Below are 20,875 nucleotides of genomic sequence, written 5' to 3' on the forward strand. Positions count from 1 at the left end.
CGGACGCGCGGTGGCTGGATTCCTGTGACGAGCACAGGAATGAAGGAGGAGAGGTAGCGGCTCGCAGGCAAGATCTACGCCGGAGCCCCGAAGGGCGACGGCGGGTGAGGAGTGAACGACCGGGTTGATGGTCGACACTCAGCCCTCACCCCTTCCTCTGCCGCCACGCCAGCGGCGTCATATCCGTCACCCGGCGGAATTCGCGGTTGAAGTTGGACTTGGTCTGGAAGCCGACCTCGAACATCACCTCGGTCACCGGCTTCTGGGTCGCGGCAAGCAGCCGGCAGGCCTCGCCGATCCTGTAATCATTGACATATTGCGAGACGTTCTTGTCCATGGCCCGGTTGATCGCCGCCGAGATCTGGCGGGCGGGAATGCCGGCCTTGCGGGCCAGACGGTCGAGATTGAGATTGGCGTCGCGATAGAGTTGGCGGGTCTCCATCAGCGCGTCGATCGTGGCGATCGTCTGCTTGTCTTCGCTCGTCTCCAACCGCGGGCCTACCTCCACCATCTCGGCCGGCGCCCGGCTCCGGCTGGCGGCGGCTGCCGCAATGCCGAGGACGACGAGCGCGGCAAGGTTGCTGACACTGATCAGCGTCAGCGCATGCTCGCCATGCGCCCAGGTGAAATCGAGAAAGACGAAAGTATCGACTGCGGCCGAGAGACACAGGGCGGCGGCCGCAAAGATGATCGCCCGATAGGCCGGCACCACCCCTTCGAAGGGCGCCAGCCGCAGCGCATCGGCGCCCGGGCGCATCAGAAGCAGGATCGCCAGGGCATAGCCGACAAAGATCAGCACCAGCGCGATATCAATCGCATCGCGCCAGAGCGCCATCAACGAAAGGATAAGGGCGGTGGGAACGGCATGCAGGGCGATCCGTAGCGGCAGCGGCCTTCGGCTCGTCCGCACCAGCCTGGAGACCCCGGCATAGGCAAGGGGCGGCACCATCGCCGCAATCACCGGCATGATCACGCCGATTGTCTGCACCCCATAGCCCCAGCGCAGGCCGGAGAGGACGGATTGCAGCGCGGTGAGCAGGATGAGCACCAGAAACGGCCGATTGGGCTCAACCTCTTCGTCACGTCTGAGCACGACGACGAAGAGGATGAGCAGCAGAAGGGCGACGACGAAGGGAAGCGGAATGAAGATCATGGCCTGGTGGGATCGGAGTGACGAATAGGTGACCATCATCGCCGAGATCGCCACCCGGCGCGACCTCCATCATGTTTTAGGACACGTTTTAAGCTCGGATTTTTGGATTGTCGTCCCCGGATCAGCCGGGGACGCCGGATCGGCCAAGGCCGATCCGGGATTACCGCCGACATCCGGCCCATCAGCCGCCGTTCAACCGCTCGAACATCGCCTCGCCGTGCTGACGCGTGTGGACGGAGGTGCCGACCAGCAACTCGTCCTGGCCGTTCTCCAACTGGGCAAGCGCTTCCGCGGCGAATTCCTCCGGCGACATCATGTATTGCCGCTCGGCACCCCCGGCACGCACGCCGCCGCCGAGGTTCGTGTCGACCATCGGCGGAACCATCTCGACCACCCGCACCCCCGTCGCTTTCAGCTGGTGGCGCAGCGACAGCGTGAAGGAATGGAGGGCCGCCTTGGTTGCGCAATAGACCGGGATGTCGGCCTTCGGCGTAAATGCCAGTCCCGAGGTGACATTGACGATGACGGCGCTGGGCTGCCGCTTCAGCATCGGCAGCAACTCGCCGATCAGCTGGATCGGCGCGGCAAGGTTGACGGCGATTTCCTGATCGAGATCGGCCACAGCATGATCACCGTCGAAATGCCTGATGTGCTGCACCCCGGCATTGTTGATCAGCATGTTGAGGTCGGGATGGTTGTTTTCCAGCCAGCCCGACAGGCTGTCGCGATCGTCGAGATCGGTGACGTCGCAGACCCGCGTGATCAGCGCAGGCACGGCCGCCTGCGCCCTGTCCAGCGCGTCACGGCTTCTGCCGCAGATGATGACGCGATTTCCCCGTGCGGAAAGTTGCTGTGCGAGCGCCAGCCCGATGCCGCTTGCGCCGCCGGTGATGAGAATGGTGTTGTCTGTCAGTTTCAAGTCGAACGTCCTTCTATGTTGACATGAAGGTGCGCCGACGAAGATGTCAGAGTTCCCGGCGGACACACCTACGAGACCGGCAAGCCGGCTGCGGTGTCGCGGTTACCCTGAAAGGAGGAGTTGCCGCCCGACGGGCAGCGGTCGGGCTACCATCCGACCAGCACTCTTTCGACGGGATTTTTATAAGGCAAATATTGCGGCGATGGCAAGGGCAGCGGCGGCGAACTTTGCGTCTCTCCGGCGCCATCTCCTCCTGCTTCGTGGCTCCAGCTCTAACGACGGCAAGCCGATCGCTGGCATCGATCAAACGCGATCCAGAAACGCGAGCACGCGGGCAGTGAGGAGTGCTGCCGCATCCGCGTCATAGGATGGGAGCGAGCTGTCGGCGAAATAGTGCTGATCGCCGGGATAGAGGAAAAGCTCCGCGCCCTCGACCGTCTCCACGATCTCGCGGGCGGCGTCGATATCGCCCTCGCCAGCGAAAATCGGATCGTTGTCCATGCCGTGGATCTGGACCGGGACGCCATCCGGCCAGGGTCCGAAGGCCCACTTTCCGCTGATCGGCAGGCAGGAATAGAAGAGCAGAGCCCCACGGGCCGCTGGCCGTGTCTGCGCCAGCTTCTGCGCCGGCAGCACACCGAACGAGAAGCCGGCATAGACGAGTTCTGCAGAAAGGTCGTCGGCGAGGCGGACGCCGCGCTCCCTGATATCGTCGAATCCGATCCCGCCGATATAGGCGAGCCCCTCCTCGATGCTTGGGAATGTGCGTCCGTCGAAGAGATCGGGCGTGTGCACGATGTGGCCGGCTGCCCGCAAGGCGTCGGCGAATGCACGCACGCCCGGGGTCAGCCCCTGAGCGTGATGAAACAACAAGACCTCAGCCATACGGACCCTTCTCCCGATGATCGGCGTCTACGGCGTAGCACCAAAGAAGGCAAGCCGGGTGAAGATGGTATAGTCCGCTTCCGAGACCATCAGCGCCACGAAGACCAGCACCAGCACCGGCGGCAGCAGGATGGCGTAGACGAGGGCCAGGCGTTCCCAGGCCATGTGCATGAAAACGGCGACGATCAACCCGGCCTTCAGCATCATGAACAGGAGGATCAGCGTCCATCGGAGATAGCCGTGGATGCCGAGGTAATCGACCATGTAGGAAAAGGCGCTGAGCACGAAAAGCAGGCCCCAGACGAAGAAGTAGAGCCCGATCGGGTGCTGTTGTCCGGTATGTGCCTGTGCGTGCGTTGTTTGGACTTCTGCATGCGCCGTTGTCTCGCTCATGACGACCTCACCACAGATAAAAGAATGCGAAAATGAAGACCCAGACCAGGTCGACGAAGTGCCAGTAGAGTCCCATGATCTCGACGGCCTCGTAGCGGCCCTTCCGGCTGGTGAAGAAGCCGCGCCGTTCGACGTCGAAATCGCCCCGCCAGACCTTGCGGGCGACGATGAGGAGGAAGATGACGCCGATCGTCACATGGGTACCGTGAAAGCCGGTGATCATGAAGAAGGTCGATCCGAACTGGGCTGCCCCCCATGGGTTCTCCCAGGGACGTACGCCTTCGGTGATCAGCTTCGTCCATTCGAAAGCCTGCATGCTGACGAAGGTTGCGCCGAGAAGTGCCGTCAGCAGCATCAGGATCGCGGTTACCCGGCGGTCGCGGCGATAGCCGAAATTGACCGCCATCGCCATGGTGCCGCTGCTGGAGATCAGCACGAAGGTCATGATGGCGATCAGGATCAGTGGCACATCCTGGCCGCCGATATGAAGCGCGAAGACCTCGCTCGGATTGGGCCACGGCACCGGCGTCGACATGCGGGCGGTCATATAGGCGATCAGGAAGCAGCCGAAGACGAAGGTGTCGCTCAGGAGGAAGATCCACATCATCGCCTTGCCCCAGGAGGCGGTCTTGAAGGCGCGCTGATCCGAGCTGAAATCGGCGGCGACGCCGCGAAGGCCCGCCGGCCTGAGGTCAGCCCCGCCATGTGTCTCGATAGTCTGTGCCATCTGCACCCCCTAGCTGATCAACGTGCGGCAGAGATCGACGAAATCATTGGCCCAGCCGGCAAAGAGCGCGAAGAGCAGCAGCCAGACGGCGAGCATGAAATGCGAATAGATGGCCGAGAGATCGACGCTGAGGCTCAGCCTCTCCGGCGCGATATCGGCTGCGAAGGCCTTGACCGTCGTATGCGCGAGCACGGCAAGCCCGCCGAGAATGTGCAGGCCGTGCAGCCCGGTCAGCATATAGAAGAAGCTGTTGGCGGGGTTGTCGGCTAGCACATAGCCTGCCGCGACCAGCTCTCGCCATGCCTGGATCTGCCCGGCGAGAAAGAAGACGGCAAGCGCAAGCCCTGTCGCAAGCGCCGGCCGCAGGCTTTCCATGCGGCCGTGCCGTGCTTCACGTTTGGCCCATTGCAGCGCGGCGCTGCTCAAGGCCAGTGCCGCGGTGTTGACCCAGAGCAGGCGGGGAATCGGCATCCCCCACCAGTCCGCCGACGCCGCACGCATGAAATAAGCGCTGACGGCAAGGCTGAAGAGCGCGCCGACGACGCCGAGAAAAACGAAGAGGCCGATCTTCACCGCCGGCAGAGGCGCCCGTTCGGTGCCATGATGATCCGGCAGCAGAACCGAGCCGGTTTCGAGCCAGGGCTTCGAGGTCAGCCGCTGCCCGGCCAGCCACCAGATCATGATGGCGGCGATGGCGGCGAGGAAGATCAGCACGACGCTCATGCCGGCCCCTCGCGGGTGACGCCATCGCTTGCCGGCACATTCTGCGGAATGAAATCTTCGGCAGCACCCGGCACGCTATAATCATAGGCCCAGCGGTACACGACGGGCAGATCTCTGCCCCAGTTGCCGTGTGCGGGCGGCGTCTCAGGCGTCTGCCATTCGAGCGTCGTCGCCCGCCATGGATTGCCGTCCGCCTCCCTGCCCCGGAAAAGGCTCCAGACCAGGTTGAACAGAAAAACCATCTGCCCGGCCCCGACCACAAGCGCCATCACGGTGATGAAGATATTCAGCGTATGGGCCGAAGGCGGAACGAAGGCCGTTTCTCCCATCTCGAAATAGCGGCGCGGCACACCGAGCAGGCCGAGATAATGCATCGGAAAGAAGATCGCATACGTGCCGAGGAAGGTGATCCAGAAGTGGATCTGGCCGAGCGTCTCATCCAGCATCCGGCCCGTCACCTTCGGATACCAGTGATAGATTGCCCCGAAGATGACGAGGATCGGGGCGACCCCCATGACCATGTGAAAGTGGGCCACGACAAACATCGTATCCGACAGCGGCACGTCGACGACGACGTTACCAAGGAAGAGGCCGGTCAGACCGCCATTGACGAAGGTGACGATGAAGGCGAGCGCAAAAAGCATCGGCAGCGTCAGGTGGATATCGCCGCGCCAGAGCGTCAGCACCCAGTTATAGACCTTGATCGCCGTCGGAATGGCGATGATCAGCGTCGTGGTGGCGAAGAAGAAGCCGAAGGCCGGGTGCATGCCGCTGACATACATGTGGTGCGCCCAGACGACGAAGCTCAAGCCCCCGATGATGACGATCGCCCAGACCATCATCCGGTAGCCGAAGATGTTTTTGCGCGCATGCGTGCTGATCAGGTCCGAAACGATGCCGAAGGCCGGCAGCGCGACGATATAGACCTCCGGATGCCCGAAGAACCAGAACAGGTGCTGGAACAGGATCGGGCTGCCGCCGCCATGCTTGAGCTGCTCGCCCATTTCGACGATGGCGGGCATGAAGAAGCTGGTGCCGAGCACGCGGTCGAACAGCATCATGACGCAGGCGACGAAGAGGGCCGGAAAGGCGAGCAGCGCCATGACGGTCGCGGTGAAGATACCCCAGACGGTGAGCGGCATCCGCATCAGCGTCATCCCCCGCGCCCGCCCCTGCAGCACCGTCACCACATAATTCAGGCCGCCCATGGTGAAGCCGATGATGAAGACGATCAGCGAGGTGAGCATCAGCAAGATGCCCCAGTCCTTGCCACCTGGTGTGCCTGAGAGAACCGATTGCGGCGGATAGAGCGTCCAGCCGGCCCCCGTCGGGCCGCCGGGGGCAAAAAAGCCGGCGACGAGGATCAGCACGGCAAGCAGATAGATCCAGTAGCTCAGCATGTTGGCGTAAGGAAACACCATGTCGCGGGCGCCGACCATCAGCGGAATGAGGTAATTGCCGAAGCCGCCGAGGAAGAGCGCGGTCAGGAGATAGATCACCATGATCATGCCGTGCATGGTGATGAACTGGTAATAGTGATCGGCATCGATGAAGGAGAGAGCGCCGGGAAAGGCCAGCTGAATGCGCATCAGCCAGGAGAGCACCAGCGCTACCAGGCCGATCGAGATCGCGGTCACCGAATATTGCACGGCGATGATCTTGGCATCCTGGCTGAACACATATTTCGTCCACCAGCTGTGCGGATGATAAAGCTCGACATCCTCGACTTCCGCGGACGGGATGACCCCTGCGCTGCCGGACGGAATCTCGACCATGATATCTCCTCCCTACTCCACCCCCAGTTCAGTTTGCCGGCGGCGGCTCTCCCGATGACGCCGTCAGCTGGGTGAATGTCTGCTGCTGCCCGAGCCAGGTCTGGTAGTCCGCATCGTTATCGACCACGACGCTGCCGCGCATTTGCGGATGACCGACGCCGCAGAGTTCGGCGCAGAGAATCTCGAAATTGCCCGTCCGCGTCGGCGTGAACCAAAAATAGGTGACCATACCGGGGATCATGTCCATCTTGGCGCGGAATTCCGGCACGTAGAAATCGTGCAGCACATCGACGGAGCGCAGCAATATATGCACCGGCTTGCCGATCGGCAGATGCAGTTCGCCGCCCTCGATGATGACGTCGTCGAGGCCGTTTGCGTCGTTCTTATCAAGCCCGAGCGGGTTTTCGGCAGTGACGTCGCGCGTCTGCGCGCGGCCGAGCTTTCCGTCCGCCCCCGGCAGGCGGAAACTCCACAGCCATTGCTGGCTGACGACTTCGACCGATGCGGCATCGGCAGGCACCGTGATGAACTGGTTCCAGACGATGAGGCCGGGCGCCAGCATCGCCGCAACGCCGACGGCCGTTCCCCCTGCCAGCATCAATTCGAGCCGGCGGTTCTCCGGCTCATAATGCGCCCGGTTGCCCGGCCTGTGCCGGAAGCGGAAGACGCAGTAGGCCATGAACGAAACCACCGCCACGAAGACGATGCCGGTGATCCAGAAGGTGATGACGAGGGTACTGTCGATATAGGTCCAGTTGGACGCGATCGGCGTCCACCACCACGGGCTCAGCACATGGAACAGCACGGAGCCGACGACAATCAGGACGAGGATCAGCACGACAGCCATATCCGCTCCTCCTCGAGCAGGTTGACCCGTGAAACCGCATTCCGCAAAAAGTCCGTCTTTATTATCGCACAGATAGAAAATATCGGCAATTACGGCGATTTAGGCAGGGTCGACATGATCTGCGACCCGCCTTTCGGAGTATATTGCGCGTCAGCTGGAAACTCGCCCGTCATTTCGAAAACTGCTTGAGATAGGCGATGAGATTGGTGATCTCCTGATCGTCCTTGAGCCCGACGAAGGCCATTTTCGTGCCCTTCACCTTCACTCTCGGATTGTGGAGATAGTCGCGTAACGTCGCCTCGTCCCAGACGAGACCGCCGTCGCCAGCCGCCTTCATCGAGGCGGAATAGGCGAAATTAGGATGCGTCCCGGCCTTGCGCCCGAGCACCCCGTTCAGCGACGGGCCGACCTTGTTCGTATCGGAATCGGCGATATGACAGGTCGCGCATTTCTTGAAAACCTCGGCGCCCGCGGTCGCATCGCCCTCCTGCGCCCCTGACTGACCAGGGGAAAAGGCAATGACGGATGTGGCGATCAGCAAAACAACACGGTAATCCACGGCAAACCCCATCCTCCTGAAGGTCGCCAGCCACTCGCACCCTCCACGATCTCTCGCGTATGGGTAGTGGTTGTTATAGCTAAAGCTTAGTCCTTCGCGGCAGCAAGTCAATCGGTTCCACAATTGAGGCTACCTGAAGACGATCAGACCTCCGGCGGATCCGACGCGGAAACCTGCCTGAGCTGCCGCCATTTGACCTAGCCCCCGATCGAAAGCGCCTCCTTAACCGCCAACTCGGCCATGGCAAGCGCCGCCTCGCGGGTCCTGGCGGCGGCGATGAAGCGACCGTTGTGGCAGAAGCTCGCGCCCTCTATGCCGCACACCGCCTCCAGCGCGCCATTGGTGAGGCCGGCCCAGGCTGCCGGCAGATCGGCCCGGAGCTCGAAGCCCTCCTCGGCGCGGCGGATGCCGGTCACGCACCAATCCTTTTCGCGCGGGTGGACGACGAACAGCAGGTGATCGGCGCCAGCCTTGACGATGGCCGGACGGAAGGGCATTCCCCTCGGCAATTCCAGCACACGCCCCTGCCCCGCGGCCTCGATTGCCCGATGCACGATCGACTCGGCCCGCAATTTTGCGGCACTTTGGGAAATCCTCGCCTCGACGAAACTGCGGGCAACGGCAAGCGCCGCATGGAAAGCGCGGTCGTCGGCCTCGGGCTCCGCTTCGTCGAAAACCGGTTTCAGGGTCTCCAGCAGCACCGGCAGCGTCAAGCCGGCCAGCGGCCCCGAGGGGCTGAGCGCGCCATTGTCGGTCAGATCGATCGGCAGCACGAAGCCGGCGTCGAAGGAACCGTGAACCGCCTCGACATCCGCCTCCGGAAGGCCGGAGGCTGCGAGATAATCACGGCCGTAATGCTTCCAGATCAGGCCGAACGAGCTGTAGGGCTGGCCATCTTCGCGCAGCGGCGCGCCGCGCTGATGGTGATCGAATATCCGGGCAGCTGGGTCATAGGTTCCCCCGACATCATAAATGATGCGGTCTACGCCTGGCGTGATCCATTCCGGCGCGCGGCTGCGGACGATCCGCGCCTGCGGGAAAAGCCGGGTCAGGATGACGCTCGACAGCAATTCGTCGGCATGGAAGCCACCGGAATGGGTGACGAGGAAATCGGGGATCATGAGAGGCCTTGTCGTTTTCGGCGGGTTCGCCTGGGTCAGCACCAGATAGCGGTTGGCGGATATGACGACAAGCCTTTCGGGATGAGGCTCTTGGACTCCGGCCTGTTATATCGCGGATGCGGCATTTGCAGCCCTCGCAAAACTGCCTATTCTGCGGCCATCAGAAGTGAACAGCGGCATTTGCAAAAGCGGAAAGAGGCAACGCTTGGAGATTCCTCCGCACTTTCATGTTGCCGAAACATCAGGATGGCTGGTGAACCATCGGATGAACTCCGCCCTTCCCGGCTATCTCATGATCGGCTCCAAGACCGACACGACAGACCTGTCGGATTTGTCCGAAAACGCCCTGGCCGAATTCGGCCCCTTGCTTGCAAGGGCTCAGAGCATACTGAAACGGGAACTGAATGCGCAGCGTGTCTATATCGGCCGATATGGACACACGCCCGGTTATCCGATCCATTTCCATGTGATCCCTATATATGACTGGGTGGAGGAGCTGTTCTGGAGGGATGCTCGCTATCGGCTGCTGGCGAATTTCGCAGAGGGACCGGGGGAAACGGCAACGGATGGCGCGGAACTGACGCTGTTTGTCTGGCGCGAGTTCTGCGAACGTGCAGAGCCGCCGCCGGTCAAAGGGCCATCGGTCTCAGAGGTGATCCAGTTGTTGCGGGAAGCGATAAGGCTTCCGCCGCCTCAAGCCTGAGGCAGCGCCGGTCCCGGCTGTCTTGCGACAAACGCACACCCGACTGCCGCAGCGGCATGCAGGCAAATGAGCCCGACCGCAGCCAGAGAATTGATCAGCAGGACGTCAGCCACGACGGACGCCGAAAACGCGCCGTCGCCCGACGGAAGCGCCGCCGTTGCGGCAAAGAGCACACCTTCATAGGCAACGAAGCCGGCGATGAAGGCGCCAGCCATGGTGACGACAAGGTCGGCAGCGAGACGAAGCACCCCGAGTGCAGCGGCGAGCGCCGCAAATGCCGCAGCACCGATCGCCAGACCCCAGGCATAACTGTCCCAGGTCTGGGGATAGCCGAGCACGAGATATCCGATCATCTGGTTGGCGAGCCAGGCCAGCAGGACCGCCGTCACCGCCATCCGTCGGGGAAGAATGACCGCCGACACCGCCGCCAGAGCCACGAAGGGCGTGACGCAGGCAAAAAGCAGGCTGAGCGCGACGCTCGCACCTGAAATGACGACGACCCAGGCGACAGCAAAGCCGGGGACGACAGGGCGCAGAGGAAACTGATTTCGTTCGAGCATCTCGAAACTCCGTTCGACCGGGCGCGCATGCCCTCAGAAATCATACGCCAGTCCGGGAAAAAGGCCAGTGAGGTCACACCACCCCTTGAGGACGACATACGGCCATTCCTCAATCGATGACGTATTGGATGCCGACCATGAAGCTTTCATGATAATTCCTGCAACGGATTGCAGACGGTGGCGTTCCCGTAGCTTGGCGCCGATTTGGCCCTTTCTCTGGCGCGCAGGCGTTCACCACCACCCGCTACAATGCATCCAGCGGGATCTTCAGATAGCGCCTACCGTTCTCCTCCGGCTCGGGCAGCCGTCCGCCGCGGATGTTGACCTGCAGCGCGTGCAGCATCAGCTTCGGTTTCGGCAGCGTGCGGTCGCGCGCCTGGCGCAGCGCCACGAAGCCGGCCTCGTCAATGCCTGATATATGCGGATTGGCGCGTTTCTGGGCGGCGACCGTGCTTTCCCAGCGCGGGTGACGGCCGCCGGGCTGGTAGTCATGGCCGGAAAAGAGCCTGGTCTCCTCCGGCAGCGACAGGATCGCCTGGATCGAGCGCCAGAGGGCGCTGGCACTGCCGCCCGGGAAATCCGTGCGCGCCGTACCGGAATCCGGCGTGAACACCGTATCGTGCACGAAAGCGGCGTCGCCGATCACATAGGTGATCGAGGCCAGCGTATGCCCGGGCGAAAACATCACGCGGGCCTTCAGCGCGCCGATCTCGAACATGTCGCCATCGGCAAACAGCCGGTCCCACTGCGAGCCATCGGTTGCGAGCGCCGGCCAGTTGTAGATCTCCTTCCAGAGCGTCTGCACGTCGGTGACATGGGCGCCGATCGCCGTCGGCGCGCCAGTCTTTCCCTGGAGGTAATGCGCGGCGGAGAAATGATCGGCATGCGGATGCGTGTCGAGGATCCACTCGACGGTCAGCCCTTCGTTTTCGATATAAGCGAGGATGGCGTCGGCATTGGCCGTTCCCGTCGCCCCGGACATTTCATCGAAATCGAGCACGGGGTCGATGATGGCACAGCGCCTCGTGACCGGGTCGGCAACGACATATTGCACGCTGCAGGTGCGGGGCTCGAAGAAGGCCTTCACATCAGCCGCCTGCCCTGCCCGCTTCTCCAGCCAGCGATGCGCGCCGGCAAGATCGAAGCCGAGATTTTGACCGAAAGTCTCGATATCCCCGGGCTTCATCCGCCCGTCCAGCACCTCGCCCAGCGCATAAAGCGTCAGCGCCCGCGTGCCGCTCTTGCAATGAGCGACGACCGGCCCCTTGGCCTCGGCCATCGCTGCCTGGAAGGCGCGGATATCGGCCTCGGTAATTTCCTGCCCCTTCACCGGTATGAAGCTGTAGGAAAGCCCGGCAGCGGCGGCGGAAGCCTTTTCGGCCGCATTGCCGGGCTGCCCCGGCTCCTCGCCATCCGGCCGGGCATTGATGACGCCGGCAAAGCCGTCTGCCGCAAAAGCGGCAAAGCCCGCGGCATCGGGCTGTCCCGCCACCGATATCAGCTCATTGACCCTCACGGATGTCATCGAAGCCCCCGCGCTGCCCGCACCAGGCATTATCGCATGTATATCGATACAATCTCACAAGTATATTGCCGAGCGCAAGAATAGACGCTTTGGTCTCCCGCACTTGCAGGCCACCCGGAAAGCCTGGCGATGCCGGCGAGAGACTGTTCCCAAACTCCCGCCCGGCCCCAACACCCGGTCAAAACGACAGCGTCGCGGCACCCTCCTTGATCTCGGCATGCATGGCGCTGGCGCCGACGATGACCACGCCGTCGAGCATGTCCTCCTGCGTATAACCGCGCGAGGTCACGCAGGGCGGGCAGGCCCAGATCGTGCCGCCGCGCTGCTGGAAATTTTCGATCAGGCTCGACAGCGGATCGAGCGGCGGCACCTGCGTCATGCGCTGACCGCCCTTGCGCACCAGGTCGATCCCGGTGCTGGTGAGGAACACCGAAACCTTCAGCCCGGCAGTGATGCCGCCATTGGCAATAGTGAAGGCGACGGAGGAGAGTTCGGATTCGATGCCCTTGGTGATGAGCACGACCAGTTTATCGCTTTGGCTTTGCATAGTATTCTCCTGTTGAAGTGACGTGTTCACCATAGGAGGGTGCGCGGGGCGCGTATTTGGCCGGAATGCGTGAAGCCTTGTCCGAAAATCCAGAGGCGACGGGCGGTGTCGTGCGCGACGACGTCTTGTCGGCGCTGCTGTCGACGATCCGCCTTTCGGGATCGCTGCAGTTCTGCTTCATGCCGACCGGCGACTGGCAGACCGATGCCACGCCGTCGCTGGCCGGTCTTTCAGCAAGGGCTTCGGGCACGATGCCGTTTCACATCGTCGTCGCCGGCAACTGCTGGCTGAAGACCGAAGGCGAGGAGACCGAGCTGGAGGCCGGCGACGTGCTGGTCTTTCCCTTCGGCACCGGTCATCAGCTCGGAGCGGGAAGAGACGGCATGCTGGTGCTGCCGACCCGCGACCTGCCGCAAAAGCCTTGGCGTGAGATTCCCGTGCTCCGCTATGGCGAGGCGACGCAGGGGGGACGGCTGCTCTGCGGCTATCTGCAATGGGATGGGTTGAGTTTTGGCCCACTGCGCCAGGCGCTGCCGAAAATGATCCATGTCAGGACACGGGGCGCCAATGACGGCGACTGGCTGCGCGCCACCATCCGCCAGATGGTCGAGGAGGTCGATCGACCGCGCGCCGGCGGCGTCTCGATGCTGCCGCGGCTGACCGAAATCATCTTCATCGAGATCCTGCGCCACCAGATCATGATGGCCGAGCCGCGCTCGGTCGGCTGGCTGGCAGCGCTCGCCGACCCGGCGCTGTCGCGCTGCCTCTCCCTCATTCACGACGATCCCAAACGCGAGTGGTCGCTGGAGAACTTGGCCGCAGCCTCGGGCCTGTCGCGCAGCGCACTCGCCGATCGCTTCCAGGCAATGCTCTCGATCTCGCCGATCCGCTATATCAGGGACTGGCGGCTTTACCTAGCAAGTGTCGCGCTCGCCACCTCAGGCCGGCCGATCGCAGCGATCGCCGACGACGCCGGCTACGCCACCGAAGCCGCCTTCAACCGCGCCTTTTCGCGGGCATTCACCACCCCGCCGGCGGCGTGGCGGGCGATGGCGCGGGAGTAGAGCGTGAGGGCATCAGCTATCGAGTCGACGGCATTCACTTGGTCGGCAAAGTTTCGCTTCCCTCGCCAACACCCAAGAGAGCCTCATCCGTACCCCGAAGGGGCCTCGAAGGACGAGGCGGGTATGCCGGTGATGCCTGCAAGGCGCAGCGTTGCGGCGCGTCCTTCGAGGCTCCGGCCTTTGGCCTCCGCGCCTCAGGATGAGGGAACACGGAGGATGCCGCCCCAATGAGAAACGTTGGAGGATGCCGCAATTTGCTTCCAGCTCCCATTGCGCCAAAGCCCAAGAGAGCCTCATCCTGAGGTGCCCCGCAGGGGCCTCGAAGGACGTGGCGGGTGCGCCAGCGTCCATCTCCCGATGGCAATGCCGCCATCAGCCCTTCGGCTCGCTGCCTGCCCTGCCGGTGCAAATCATCGGCAGGCAATTGGCGAGCTCTGCGACGCGGCAATCGAACAGAACAGGCATGTCGACCTCAATCATCTCCAGGATCGCATCGTCGAGTTCGGCGGGTTTCTCGCAGCGAATGCCGTGTCCGCCATAGGCTTCCGCAAGTTTCACGAAATCCGGGTTGCCGTGCTGCCGCTGTCCCGGATAGCCGTTGTTGAGAATGAAGATCTTGATCGGCGCCTGGTGCTGCACGGCGGCCGACATTTCCTTCATCGTCAGCTGCACGGAGGCATCGCCCGCTATGTCGATGACGAGGCTGTTGGGATTGGCGATCTGCACGCCGAGGGCTGCGGGCAGCCCGTATCCCATGGTCCCCAGGCCGCCTGAGGTCATCCAGCGGTTCGGCCGCTCGAAGCCGTAATATTGCGCCGCCCAGATCCGATGCTGGCCGACCTCCGTCGTGATGTAAGTATCCCGATCCTTTGTCAGCTGATAGAGTCGCTCGATGGCATATTGCGGCATGATGACGTCGTCGCGCATCGCGTAGGAAAACGATCGCCGCGCCCGCCAGCCGGCAATCGCGCTCCACCACTCGGTCAGTCTCGCCCGGTCCGGCGCCTGCGGCAGCGCCCGCCACAGACCAACGAGGTCGGCAAGCACGTGGGCGGCATCGCCCCGGATGCCGATATCGGCGCGCGCAATTTTGCTAAGCGAGGCGGCATCGATATCGATATGAATCTTCCTGGAATTCGGCGAGAAACCATTGACGCCGGCGGTGACCTCGCCGTCGAAGCGCGCCCCGATGCAGAGCATCACGTCGCAGTCGTGCATCGCCATATTGGCCTCATAGGAGCCGTGAAGCCCGGTCATCTTCAGCCAGTTCGGGCCGGAAGCCGGATAGGCGCCGAGCCCCATCAGCCTTGACGTGACCGGAAAGCCGGAGAGATCGACCAGCTCGCGCAACAGCTTTACCGCTTCGGGGCCGGAATTGATCACGCCGCCGCCCGCGCAGATGACCGGCCGGCGCGCCGCCGCCATCAGGGCGACGGCAGCCTCGATCTTCCCGATGTCGCCGCGACGGTCCGGTTGGTCGCTCATTCTCGCGGCGACGGCCTCCGGCGGCGTGTAGCTGCCACTGGCAAATAGCACGTCCTTGGGCATGTCGACCAGAACGGGGCCGGGCCGACCGGAGCTGGCGATGCGAAAGGCCTCGTGGATGGTCGCCGCAAGGTCGTTGACGTCACCAACCAGCCGATTGTGTTTCGTGCAGGCGCGGGTGATGCCGACGGTATCGCATTCCTGAAACGCATCGGAGCCGATCAGCGTCGTCGGCACCTGGCCGGACAGGCAGACGAGCGGCACGGAATCCATCAAGGCATCCTGCAGCGGCGTGATCGCGTTGGTGACGCCTGGGCCTGATGTCACCAGCATGACACCGACCTTGCCCGTCGAGCGGGCATAGCCCTCGGCGGCATGGCCGGCGCCCTGCTCATGGCGAACCAGAATGTGCCTGATGTCTTCCTGCTGGAAAAGCTCGTCGTAAATCGGCAGCACGGCAGCGCCGGGATAGCCGAAAATATGCCGGACGCCATTGTCTCTCAGCGCCTGGAGAACGATTTCCGCGCCGGTCATCTGAGCGCGCGGGGTGTCGATGGAATGACGGGATCTCATGGTTCCGTTCCTTGATCGGTGTGACGATGTGTGGAAAGTCCGACGAGGCGCACGCCCGGATTCAGGGCATAAAAAAGGCCCCGTCAGGAGCCTGCTTACCGCGCATGGGTGCCTTCGCCGGATGGTTACACCACCCTGCCCATGCGCCCGATCACCACTGCCAGAACCATTGCGATTTTCATGGCAGCATAGCTAGATGCAAATTGGGTCGTCGTCAATGCTCCCGGAGAAATTGCATTTCGGGAGGCCGGCAGCCAGTCGGGAAGCGTGCGACCCGGGTCGCGGGTGGCTGCATCGTCGCCGGCATCCCGCTTCATCTGGGATAGGCAAGGTTAGTCCTGGCCCTGCAAGCGGTCCATCACCTGCAGCAGGAGATCGGCGCAGGCCTTCATTGGTTCGTCCTCGGCGCATTGCAGATCGATCCGGGTGTTCCCGTCCTCGATCCGGAAATGCGCCGCCTTGGACAGCGGCGGCGGGTGATGACCACGGAAACCACGATAGCCCCTGTCCTCACGGAAACCCATGTCGCCCCTCGATCCGTGCCAGCGGTCATCGGGACGTTCTCTCGGCAGCGCATCCGGCCCGCCCCGCATCGCCCCCTCATCGCTAGGTGTAGGCGGAGGTGGTGCGCTTGGCTCCACGGCTACGGGCGGTGTCCCGGCGGATGGTGGGGCGGGCGGCTGTTGCGCGAAGGCAGTGCCGGCAAGGGCCGCAACGGCAAGGCCAGATAGAAGAAGTCTTTGCATGGGAACCGCTCCTTTCGGAAATATCAGGCATGCCAGTAAACACCCCCGCGCGGCTTTGGTTCACGCGCCGACGGGGCTTTTGTCGAAATTCGCGGTTTGACCGGGCGGGTGGGACTTCGGCGGCACCCGAGATTTCTTTCGCCTCGCCTCTGCCTTGTTGGGCGGCTATCCTAAGCGACGATTCGCTGGCCACGACGAGGGCGTGGCGTGAACGAAGCATCAAAGGAGAGCGCGATGACGGACGCCAAGAGCGGCATTTCGGGACTGCGGCCGCATATTACTGTGATCGGCGTCGGCGGTGGTGGTGGCAATGCGATCAACAATATGATCGCGGAAAAGCTGGCAGGCGTTGAATTCATCGCCGCAAATACGGACGCCCAGGTCCTCGCCACGTCAAAAGCGACCAGGCGCATTCAACTCGGCGCGAATGTGACCGAGGGTCTCGGCGCCGGTTCGCTGCCTGAGATCGGCCATGCGGCTGCCGAGGAATCGATCGATGAGATCATGGATCATCTGGCAGGATCGCATATGTGCTTCGTTACCGCCGGCATGGGCGGCGGGACCGGCACGGGTGCGGCCCCTGTCATCGCGCGCGCCGCGCGTGCCGCCGGCATCCTGACGGTCGGCGTCGTCACCAAGCCGTTCACCTTTGAGGGCAATCGCCGCATGCGGACGGCGGAAGTCGGCATCGAGGCGCTTCGCCAAGCAGCCGATACGGTCATCGTCATTCCCAATCAGAACCTATTCCGCATCGCCGATGCGAAAACGACTTTCGCCGATGCCTTCATGACCGCCGACCGCGTGCTCTACGCCGGCGTCGGCTGCATTACCGATCTCATCGTCAAGGAAGGCCTGATCAACCTCGATTTTGCCGACGTGAAGTCGGTGATGCAGGGCATGGGCCGCGCGATGATGGGGACTGGCGAAGCCTCCGGCGAGAGCCGTGCGATGAAGGCGGCGGAAGCGGCAATCGCCAACCCGCTTCTCGACGATATCTCGATGCGAGGCGCCAAAGGCGTGCTGATCTCGATCTCGGGCGGCTCGGATATGACGCTGTTCGAAGTGGACGAAGCGGCAAGCCGCATTCGCGACGAGGTGCAGGATGACGCCGATATCGTCGTCGGCGCCATCTTCGACCGCAGCCTTGACGGCAAGTTCCGCGTCTCTGTGGTAGCGACCGGCCTGGAAGGCAGCTCCCTGCCCGCATCCGCGCCTCACGCCCCGGCCGAACAGATCCAGACGCGCACGCTGCAGTAAGCGGCCACTGTCATATTGATCTGCTCACCACGGCACTGAGCGGATAAACGCCGCCCCACCCTTTGGAAAACGGGCGGGACGGCGTCATCATTCGGCCGGTCAAGACCGTCAGGCGAAGAGTATGTCCGAGACCTTATGCACGACGGAGATTTCGTCGGTCATGGTGTTGGTGAGGTAGAGATTATCCGCCGCCGGGTCATAGACAACGTTGGTGATGAAGTCGTCCCCCGGTATGGCGAGGTTGATATCGACTGCCGTCTTGGCCCCGGTCGCAAAGTTGAATGCCGTGCCGATGTGCTCGCCGCCGGAGGCATCGCCGAAGAAGAAGGTGCCGTCGACGGCAAAGCCGTATCCGAGCCCGCCGGCCGAAAATGTCTTGGATTCGATCGGGTTCAGCGTATGGGGATCGATCTTGGAGACCTGCCAGGTCGCATCATTGAGGCGGCCGACGACATAAATGCCGGTCGAATCCTGCATCGTATTGACCGCCGTAAAGCCGCCCCAGTCAAACGTACCCGCCCCGTTCTGGCCGATAAGGCCGGGAATCGAAGCCCCCTTATGATCGAGCGATCCGTCGGCGGCATCCCACTTTGCGAGATAGGTCTGATCGGGGAAAGGGTCCTCCCCGCTTCTCGCCTCGTTGGTTCTTCCGATGATCTCGCCGCCGCGGACTGAAAAATAGGTTCCGCCGATGTCATATTCGCCCTTGTCATAGTCGCCGAGAGAGATGGCGCCGCTGGCCTTGCCGGCCTCGAAAGCCGAGGCATTGTCGTAGATGCTCACCATGGAATCATCCGGGAAACCATGGCCGGAGCTGACGTAAAACTTGCCCGTCAGCGGATCGATCGCCACGCCCTGGAGTTCGTAATGGTCGTCGAAGGGGCGCACGACGTCCGCCTGGGCTTCGGCATGAGCCGTATTCACAGACTTCCCGTCCGTCACGCCGTCGACGGTCAGCGTGAACACGCCGGCATCTGCATGACCGGCGCCGTCGGAGACCTTGTACCGAAGCTTCTCCGTCACATGCTCGCCATCGTCGAGGCCCGCCTTCACAGCCGGATCGAGATCGTAGGTGAAGCTTCCGTTCGCCGAAAAATGGAAGGTGCCGAATTCGCCCGCCACATCGGTCGTCTGCCCCTGCCCGGCGGCAATGCTGATGCCGCCGACCGAACGCAGGAAGAGCGTACCCGCCTCGCCTGCATGATCATCGGCGAGCACGTTGCGGGCCATCTCGCTTCCCTCGTGGAAGGAGAAGGCGTCGTCGATCGCGACCGGCGGGCTCGTGACGCCGTGAATGTCGAGCTTGAAATGGCCGACATCGGTATTGCCGGCGCCGTCGGAAATCTTGTAGCCGATCGTCTCCGTCAATGTCATGCCCTCGACGAAGCCCACCTTGTCGGCCTCGTGCATGGTGTAGCTATAGGAGCCGTCGGCCCTGACATGAAACGTGCCGTGCTCGCCCTCGATATCGGTGATCGCGCCACCCTTCTTGGCAAGAACCCGCTCGCCGTCGAGGAAGGTGAGAAACAGGTTGCCGGAGCCCCCAGCCAGATCATTCTCCAGCAGGTTGCCTGAAATCACATCATTCTCGGAAACGCTCCCGACATCATCGACCGCCACAGGTTTTTCAAGCACTGTCATGGCTATCTCCTTCAAGATCCATTCGCCTTGATCGACCGGGAGGAAAGCAGCCGGGGGCCGGCAGGTCAATGGATTTTCTAGCAGGAGTGGTATTTTATGGCTTTCACAGCTTTGCCACTCAAGAGAGCCTTATCCCGAGGTGCATCGGATGATGCCGCGCCAACGCTCGAGAGAGCCTCATCCAGAGGTGCGGAAGCCGAAGGCTGCAGCCTCGAAGGACGAGGCGGGTGCGGCGATCCTCAAAAGGGATCGGTGGCCTCACTCCTGGCCATCCTTCGGCCCCTTCGCATAGTCGCAGATAGACGTAAAATAGAATGTCTGACCTTCAAACTCCGCCTTCGACAATCCGAATTCGTAAACGGCGAATTTGTCGCTGCGGTAGTAGAACGCTGCGTTGAGGAAATCCTCCAGGCGCCCGCAATCCCCCATGCCGGCACCCGTATAGACCGACAGGGCTTTGCCCTTGAAGGTCCCCTTCACTACCTTCTCGATCTCAAAGTCGCCGCGCGTCAGCCGTGCCGCTTCGCGATCGGTCCGAGAATCCGGTAGCTCAACGCCGAAGGTCACCAGCTTCATACGGCCTCTCACGATCAAATCCGCTTCTGCGAATTTGTCCTTCGGGGACGACCTGCCGCAACTGCAAGCAGACGCCTCCGAAGCCGACAGCGCCGTCAAAACCGAAGCGGCGACCAAGACCGCAACGCGATATGAATTCATTGAAATCCCCCACTCGCGCGGCTCAAATCTTGCGCGCGCCGATGCACAGCATCACTGCAGATTTGTCGGGATTGAGGCGATGACGGCCGCTAAGGTTGTAAATTGCGACCACCGGCCGCTTGCAACGCAGCAGTGATCGTTGCCAACGGGATGACCAACGACAGAGGCGCGTCGATCAGCGCAAGCGCGCCGTAGGTCTTGTACCACTCAGCCACTCTGTCATTCTTGGCATCGATCGCCATCACAACACCGCCGACTTCGGTGGTGACGCGCAGGCATCGCTTGCCGGCAGCCAGCAGCAATTGGCCGCCCATCCCCTGCCCCTGCAGTCGTTTGTCGACGGCCAGGCGTGTCAGCCGGAAGCCCGGCACCTCGTGGCGGGCAAGACCGCGCTTGACCTCATCGGGCACGATCTCGGGCTTGATGGATGTGGGCGCGAGGCTGTAAAAGCCGCGGATCGTTTTTCCATCGGCATCGTCGATCGCAAGAAAGGTCTTGGACCCGCCCTGTTCATGGCTCTGGCGTGCGTAGCGCTGCAGAAAATCGTTGAGATCGGCATCGCCGCAGTCGAATGATTTGCGATCGTGATGTTTGCCGATCGGCTCTTCGTGCCAGGCCGTCATACGGATTTCGGCAAGGCTCCAGCAGCCGCCAGCAGTCTTTCATTCGGCTGAGGCGGATTTTCCAGAAGTTCGAGAATGCGCCCGTAATCGCGCTCCGATGCTTTGATGACCTCCGCCTCGGCGATGACGGCATCGGCCTCCCGCAATGCCGATTGTGTCACGAAATTGGTGAGATCCGTATTGCGAAGTGCTGCCGCCCGCACCAGCTTGGCTTTGGCCGATGCGGCAACCCGCAGACTCATGCGCTCATTGTCTTCAACGGCCACCCTTGGCATGGCAGACTCCATCTGTACTCATTGAAAGAGTACGCAGGATGGCAGTGTGCGTCAATC

Annotated in this window: 22 protein-coding genes; 3 read left to right on the forward strand and 19 right to left on the reverse strand. The window is 62.5% G+C overall.

Annotation, left to right across the window (positions count from 1 at the left end):
- Positions 1 to 145 precede the first annotated feature (145 nt).
- From CO666_RS27945 to CO666_RS27990, 10 genes are all read right to left on the reverse strand, one after another.
- Complete coding sequence (locus tag CO666_RS27945; protein WP_097615306.1) at positions 146 to 1,192, reverse strand: helix-turn-helix domain-containing protein; 1,047 nt, start codon at positions 1,190 to 1,192, stop codon at positions 146 to 148.
- Between the two features lie 142 nt (positions 1,193 to 1,334).
- A complete protein-coding gene (locus CO666_RS27950) occupies positions 1,335 to 2,072 on the reverse strand; it encodes an SDR family oxidoreductase (protein ID WP_097615265.1) in 738 nt (245 codons plus the stop codon).
- Positions 2,073 to 2,375: 303 nt separating this feature from the next.
- A complete protein-coding gene (locus CO666_RS27955; RefSeq protein ID WP_097615266.1) occupies positions 2,376 to 2,957 on the reverse strand; it encodes a dienelactone hydrolase family protein in 582 nt (193 codons plus the stop codon).
- Positions 2,958 to 2,984: 27 nt separating this feature from the next.
- Positions 2,985 to 3,350 carry a cytochrome C oxidase subunit IV family protein gene (locus tag CO666_RS27960; RefSeq protein ID WP_097615267.1) on the reverse strand — a complete coding sequence of 122 codons (366 nt, stop codon included), beginning with the start codon at positions 3,348 to 3,350 and terminating at the stop codon, positions 2,985 to 2,987.
- Between the two features lie 7 nt (positions 3,351 to 3,357).
- Positions 3,358 to 4,077: a heme-copper oxidase subunit III family protein gene (locus CO666_RS27965; RefSeq protein ID WP_097615268.1), complete on the reverse strand. Its 720-nt coding sequence runs from the start codon at positions 4,075 to 4,077 to the stop codon at positions 3,358 to 3,360.
- A gap of 9 nt (positions 4,078 to 4,086) precedes the next feature.
- Positions 4,087 to 4,800: a cytochrome c oxidase subunit 3 gene (locus CO666_RS27970; protein ID WP_097615269.1), complete on the reverse strand. Its 714-nt coding sequence runs from the start codon at positions 4,798 to 4,800 to the stop codon at positions 4,087 to 4,089.
- Positions 4,797 to 6,575, reverse strand: a complete 1,779-nt coding sequence (gene ctaD / locus CO666_RS27975; RefSeq protein ID WP_097615270.1) for a cytochrome c oxidase subunit I — start codon at positions 6,573 to 6,575, stop codon at positions 4,797 to 4,799. The genes CO666_RS27970 and ctaD overlap by 4 nt, the downstream gene beginning before the upstream one ends.
- A 28-nt stretch (positions 6,576 to 6,603) precedes the next feature.
- A complete protein-coding gene (locus CO666_RS27980; RefSeq protein WP_097615271.1) occupies positions 6,604 to 7,422 on the reverse strand; it encodes a cytochrome c oxidase subunit II in 819 nt (272 codons plus the stop codon).
- Positions 7,423 to 7,591: 169 nt separating this feature from the next.
- On the reverse strand, positions 7,592 to 7,981 hold the full coding sequence (locus CO666_RS27985; protein WP_097615307.1) for a c-type cytochrome: 390 nt from the start codon (positions 7,979 to 7,981) through the stop codon (positions 7,592 to 7,594).
- Between the two features lie 197 nt (positions 7,982 to 8,178).
- Positions 8,179 to 9,102: an MYG1 family protein gene (locus CO666_RS27990; RefSeq protein ID WP_097615272.1), complete on the reverse strand. Its 924-nt coding sequence runs from the start codon at positions 9,100 to 9,102 to the stop codon at positions 8,179 to 8,181.
- 205 nt (positions 9,103 to 9,307) lie between these two features.
- On the opposite strand from CO666_RS27990, the gene CO666_RS27995 reads away from it, so the two are divergent.
- Positions 9,308 to 9,805 (forward strand): HIT family protein, encoded by a 498-nt coding sequence (locus tag CO666_RS27995; protein WP_097615273.1) that lies wholly within the window; start codon positions 9,308 to 9,310, stop codon positions 9,803 to 9,805.
- Here CO666_RS27995 and CO666_RS28000 read toward each other — a convergent pair.
- The 3 genes from CO666_RS28000 to CO666_RS28010 all read right to left on the reverse strand — a co-directional run bounded on the left by CO666_RS28000 (position 9,796) and on the right by CO666_RS28010 (position 12,437).
- Positions 9,796 to 10,365 (reverse strand): hypothetical protein, encoded by a 570-nt coding sequence (locus CO666_RS28000; RefSeq protein ID WP_097615274.1) that lies wholly within the window; start codon positions 10,363 to 10,365, stop codon positions 9,796 to 9,798. The two genes, CO666_RS27995 and CO666_RS28000, sit on opposite strands and share 10 nt — an antisense overlap.
- Positions 10,366 to 10,609: 244 nt before the next feature.
- On the reverse strand, positions 10,610 to 11,890 hold the full coding sequence (gene blh / locus CO666_RS28005; protein ID WP_097615308.1) for a bifunctional sulfur transferase/dioxygenase Blh: 1,281 nt from the start codon (positions 11,888 to 11,890) through the stop codon (positions 10,610 to 10,612).
- Positions 11,891 to 12,068: 178 nt separating this feature from the next.
- The gene (locus CO666_RS28010; protein ID WP_097615275.1) at positions 12,069 to 12,437 is read right to left on the reverse strand and encodes a DsrE family protein; all 369 of its coding nucleotides are present in this window, start codon (positions 12,435 to 12,437) and stop codon (positions 12,069 to 12,071) included.
- A 65-nt stretch (positions 12,438 to 12,502) separates the two neighbouring features.
- Between CO666_RS28010 and CO666_RS28015 the strand changes: the two genes are divergently transcribed.
- The gene (locus CO666_RS28015; protein ID WP_097615276.1) at positions 12,503 to 13,501 is read left to right on the forward strand and encodes an AraC family transcriptional regulator; all 999 of its coding nucleotides are present in this window, start codon (positions 12,503 to 12,505) and stop codon (positions 13,499 to 13,501) included.
- A 372-nt stretch (positions 13,502 to 13,873) separates the two neighbouring features.
- Here the strand turns inward: CO666_RS28015 and ilvB are convergent, their stop codons facing one another.
- Together ilvB and CO666_RS28030 are read right to left on the reverse strand one after the other, a co-directional pair.
- Complete coding sequence (gene ilvB, locus CO666_RS28020; protein ID WP_097615277.1) at positions 13,874 to 15,520, reverse strand: biosynthetic-type acetolactate synthase large subunit; 1,647 nt, start codon at positions 15,518 to 15,520, stop codon at positions 13,874 to 13,876.
- Positions 15,521 to 15,891: 371 nt separating this feature from the next.
- The gene (locus tag CO666_RS28030) at positions 15,892 to 16,305 is read right to left on the reverse strand and encodes a hypothetical protein (RefSeq protein WP_097615279.1); all 414 of its coding nucleotides are present in this window, start codon (positions 16,303 to 16,305) and stop codon (positions 15,892 to 15,894) included.
- A gap of 234 nt (positions 16,306 to 16,539) precedes the next feature.
- Between CO666_RS28030 and ftsZ the strand changes: the two genes are divergently transcribed.
- On the forward strand, positions 16,540 to 17,562 hold the full coding sequence (gene ftsZ / locus CO666_RS28035) for a cell division protein FtsZ (RefSeq protein ID WP_097615280.1): 1,023 nt from the start codon (positions 16,540 to 16,542) through the stop codon (positions 17,560 to 17,562).
- Between the two features lie 108 nt (positions 17,563 to 17,670).
- Here ftsZ and CO666_RS28040 read toward each other — a convergent pair whose 3' ends face one another.
- The 4 genes from CO666_RS28040 to CO666_RS28060 form a co-directional block, all read right to left on the reverse strand.
- Positions 17,671 to 19,203, reverse strand: a complete 1,533-nt coding sequence (locus CO666_RS28040; protein WP_097615281.1) for an Ig-like domain-containing protein — start codon at positions 19,201 to 19,203, stop codon at positions 17,671 to 17,673.
- Between the two features lie 258 nt (positions 19,204 to 19,461).
- A complete protein-coding gene (locus CO666_RS28045) occupies positions 19,462 to 19,779 on the reverse strand; it encodes a hypothetical protein (RefSeq protein WP_097615282.1) in 318 nt (105 codons plus the stop codon).
- 230 nt (positions 19,780 to 20,009) lie between these two features.
- On the reverse strand, positions 20,010 to 20,543 hold the full coding sequence (locus CO666_RS28055) for a GNAT family N-acetyltransferase (RefSeq protein WP_425352440.1): 534 nt from the start codon (positions 20,541 to 20,543) through the stop codon (positions 20,010 to 20,012).
- Positions 20,540 to 20,818 carry a type II toxin-antitoxin system TacA family antitoxin gene (locus CO666_RS28060; protein WP_097615309.1) on the reverse strand — a complete coding sequence of 93 codons (279 nt, stop codon included), beginning with the start codon at positions 20,816 to 20,818 and terminating at the stop codon, positions 20,540 to 20,542. Before CO666_RS28060 ends, CO666_RS28055 begins: the two co-directional genes overlap by 4 nt.
- Between the last annotated feature and the right edge of the window lie 57 nt (positions 20,819 to 20,875).

This window comes from Rhizobium chutanense (assembly GCF_002531935.1).
Classification (GTDB): Bacteria; Pseudomonadota; Alphaproteobacteria; order Rhizobiales; family Rhizobiaceae; genus Rhizobium; species Rhizobium chutanense.

What these genes read in the sequence shown, in the direction of transcription:
- CO666_RS27945 (WP_097615306.1), bottom strand. Translation starts at nt 1,192, where the DNA reads ATGATGGTCACCTATTCGTCACTCCGATCCCACCAGGCCATGATCTTC.
- CO666_RS27955 (WP_097615266.1), bottom strand. Translation starts at nt 2,957, where the DNA reads ATGGCTGAGGTCTTGTTGTTTCATCACGCTCAGGGGCTGACCCCGGGC.
- CO666_RS27960 (WP_097615267.1), bottom strand. Translation starts at nt 3,350, where the DNA reads ATGAGCGAGACAACGGCGCATGCAGAAGTCCAAACAACGCACGCACAG.
- CO666_RS27965 (WP_097615268.1), bottom strand. Translation starts at nt 4,077, where the DNA reads ATGGCACAGACTATCGAGACACATGGCGGGGCTGACCTCAGGCCGGCG.
- CO666_RS27970 (WP_097615269.1), bottom strand. Translation starts at nt 4,800, where the DNA reads ATGAGCGTCGTGCTGATCTTCCTCGCCGCCATCGCCGCCATCATGATC.
- ctaD (WP_097615270.1), bottom strand. Translation starts at nt 6,575, where the DNA reads ATGGTCGAGATTCCGTCCGGCAGCGCAGGGGTCATCCCGTCCGCGGAA.
- CO666_RS27980 (WP_097615271.1), bottom strand. Translation starts at nt 7,422, where the DNA reads ATGGCTGTCGTGCTGATCCTCGTCCTGATTGTCGTCGGCTCCGTGCTG.
- CO666_RS27990 (WP_097615272.1), bottom strand. Translation starts at nt 9,102, where the DNA reads ATGATCCCCGATTTCCTCGTCACCCATTCCGGTGGCTTCCATGCCGAC.
- CO666_RS28000 (WP_097615274.1), bottom strand. Translation starts at nt 10,365, where the DNA reads ATGCTCGAACGAAATCAGTTTCCTCTGCGCCCTGTCGTCCCCGGCTTT.
- blh (WP_097615308.1), bottom strand. Translation starts at nt 11,890, where the DNA reads ATGACATCCGTGAGGGTCAATGAGCTGATATCGGTGGCGGGACAGCCC.
- CO666_RS28010 (WP_097615275.1), bottom strand. Translation starts at nt 12,437, where the DNA reads ATGCAAAGCCAAAGCGATAAACTGGTCGTGCTCATCACCAAGGGCATC.
- CO666_RS28015 (WP_097615276.1), top strand. Translation starts at nt 12,503, where the DNA reads ATGCGTGAAGCCTTGTCCGAAAATCCAGAGGCGACGGGCGGTGTCGTG.
- ilvB (WP_097615277.1), bottom strand. Translation starts at nt 15,520, where the DNA reads ATGACCGGCGCGGAAATCGTTCTCCAGGCGCTGAGAGACAATGGCGTC.
- CO666_RS28030 (WP_097615279.1), bottom strand. Translation starts at nt 16,305, where the DNA reads ATGCAAAGACTTCTTCTATCTGGCCTTGCCGTTGCGGCCCTTGCCGGC.
- ftsZ (WP_097615280.1), top strand. Translation starts at nt 16,540, where the DNA reads ATGACGGACGCCAAGAGCGGCATTTCGGGACTGCGGCCGCATATTACT.
- CO666_RS28040 (WP_097615281.1), bottom strand. Translation starts at nt 19,203, where the DNA reads ATGACAGTGCTTGAAAAACCTGTGGCGGTCGATGATGTCGGGAGCGTT.
- CO666_RS28045 (WP_097615282.1), bottom strand. Translation starts at nt 19,779, where the DNA reads ATGAAGCTGGTGACCTTCGGCGTTGAGCTACCGGATTCTCGGACCGAT.
- CO666_RS28055 (WP_425352440.1), bottom strand. Translation starts at nt 20,543, where the DNA reads ATGACGGCCTGGCACGAAGAGCCGATCGGCAAACATCACGATCGCAAA.
- CO666_RS28060 (WP_097615309.1), bottom strand. Translation starts at nt 20,818, where the DNA reads ATGCCAAGGGTGGCCGTTGAAGACAATGAGCGCATGAGTCTGCGGGTT.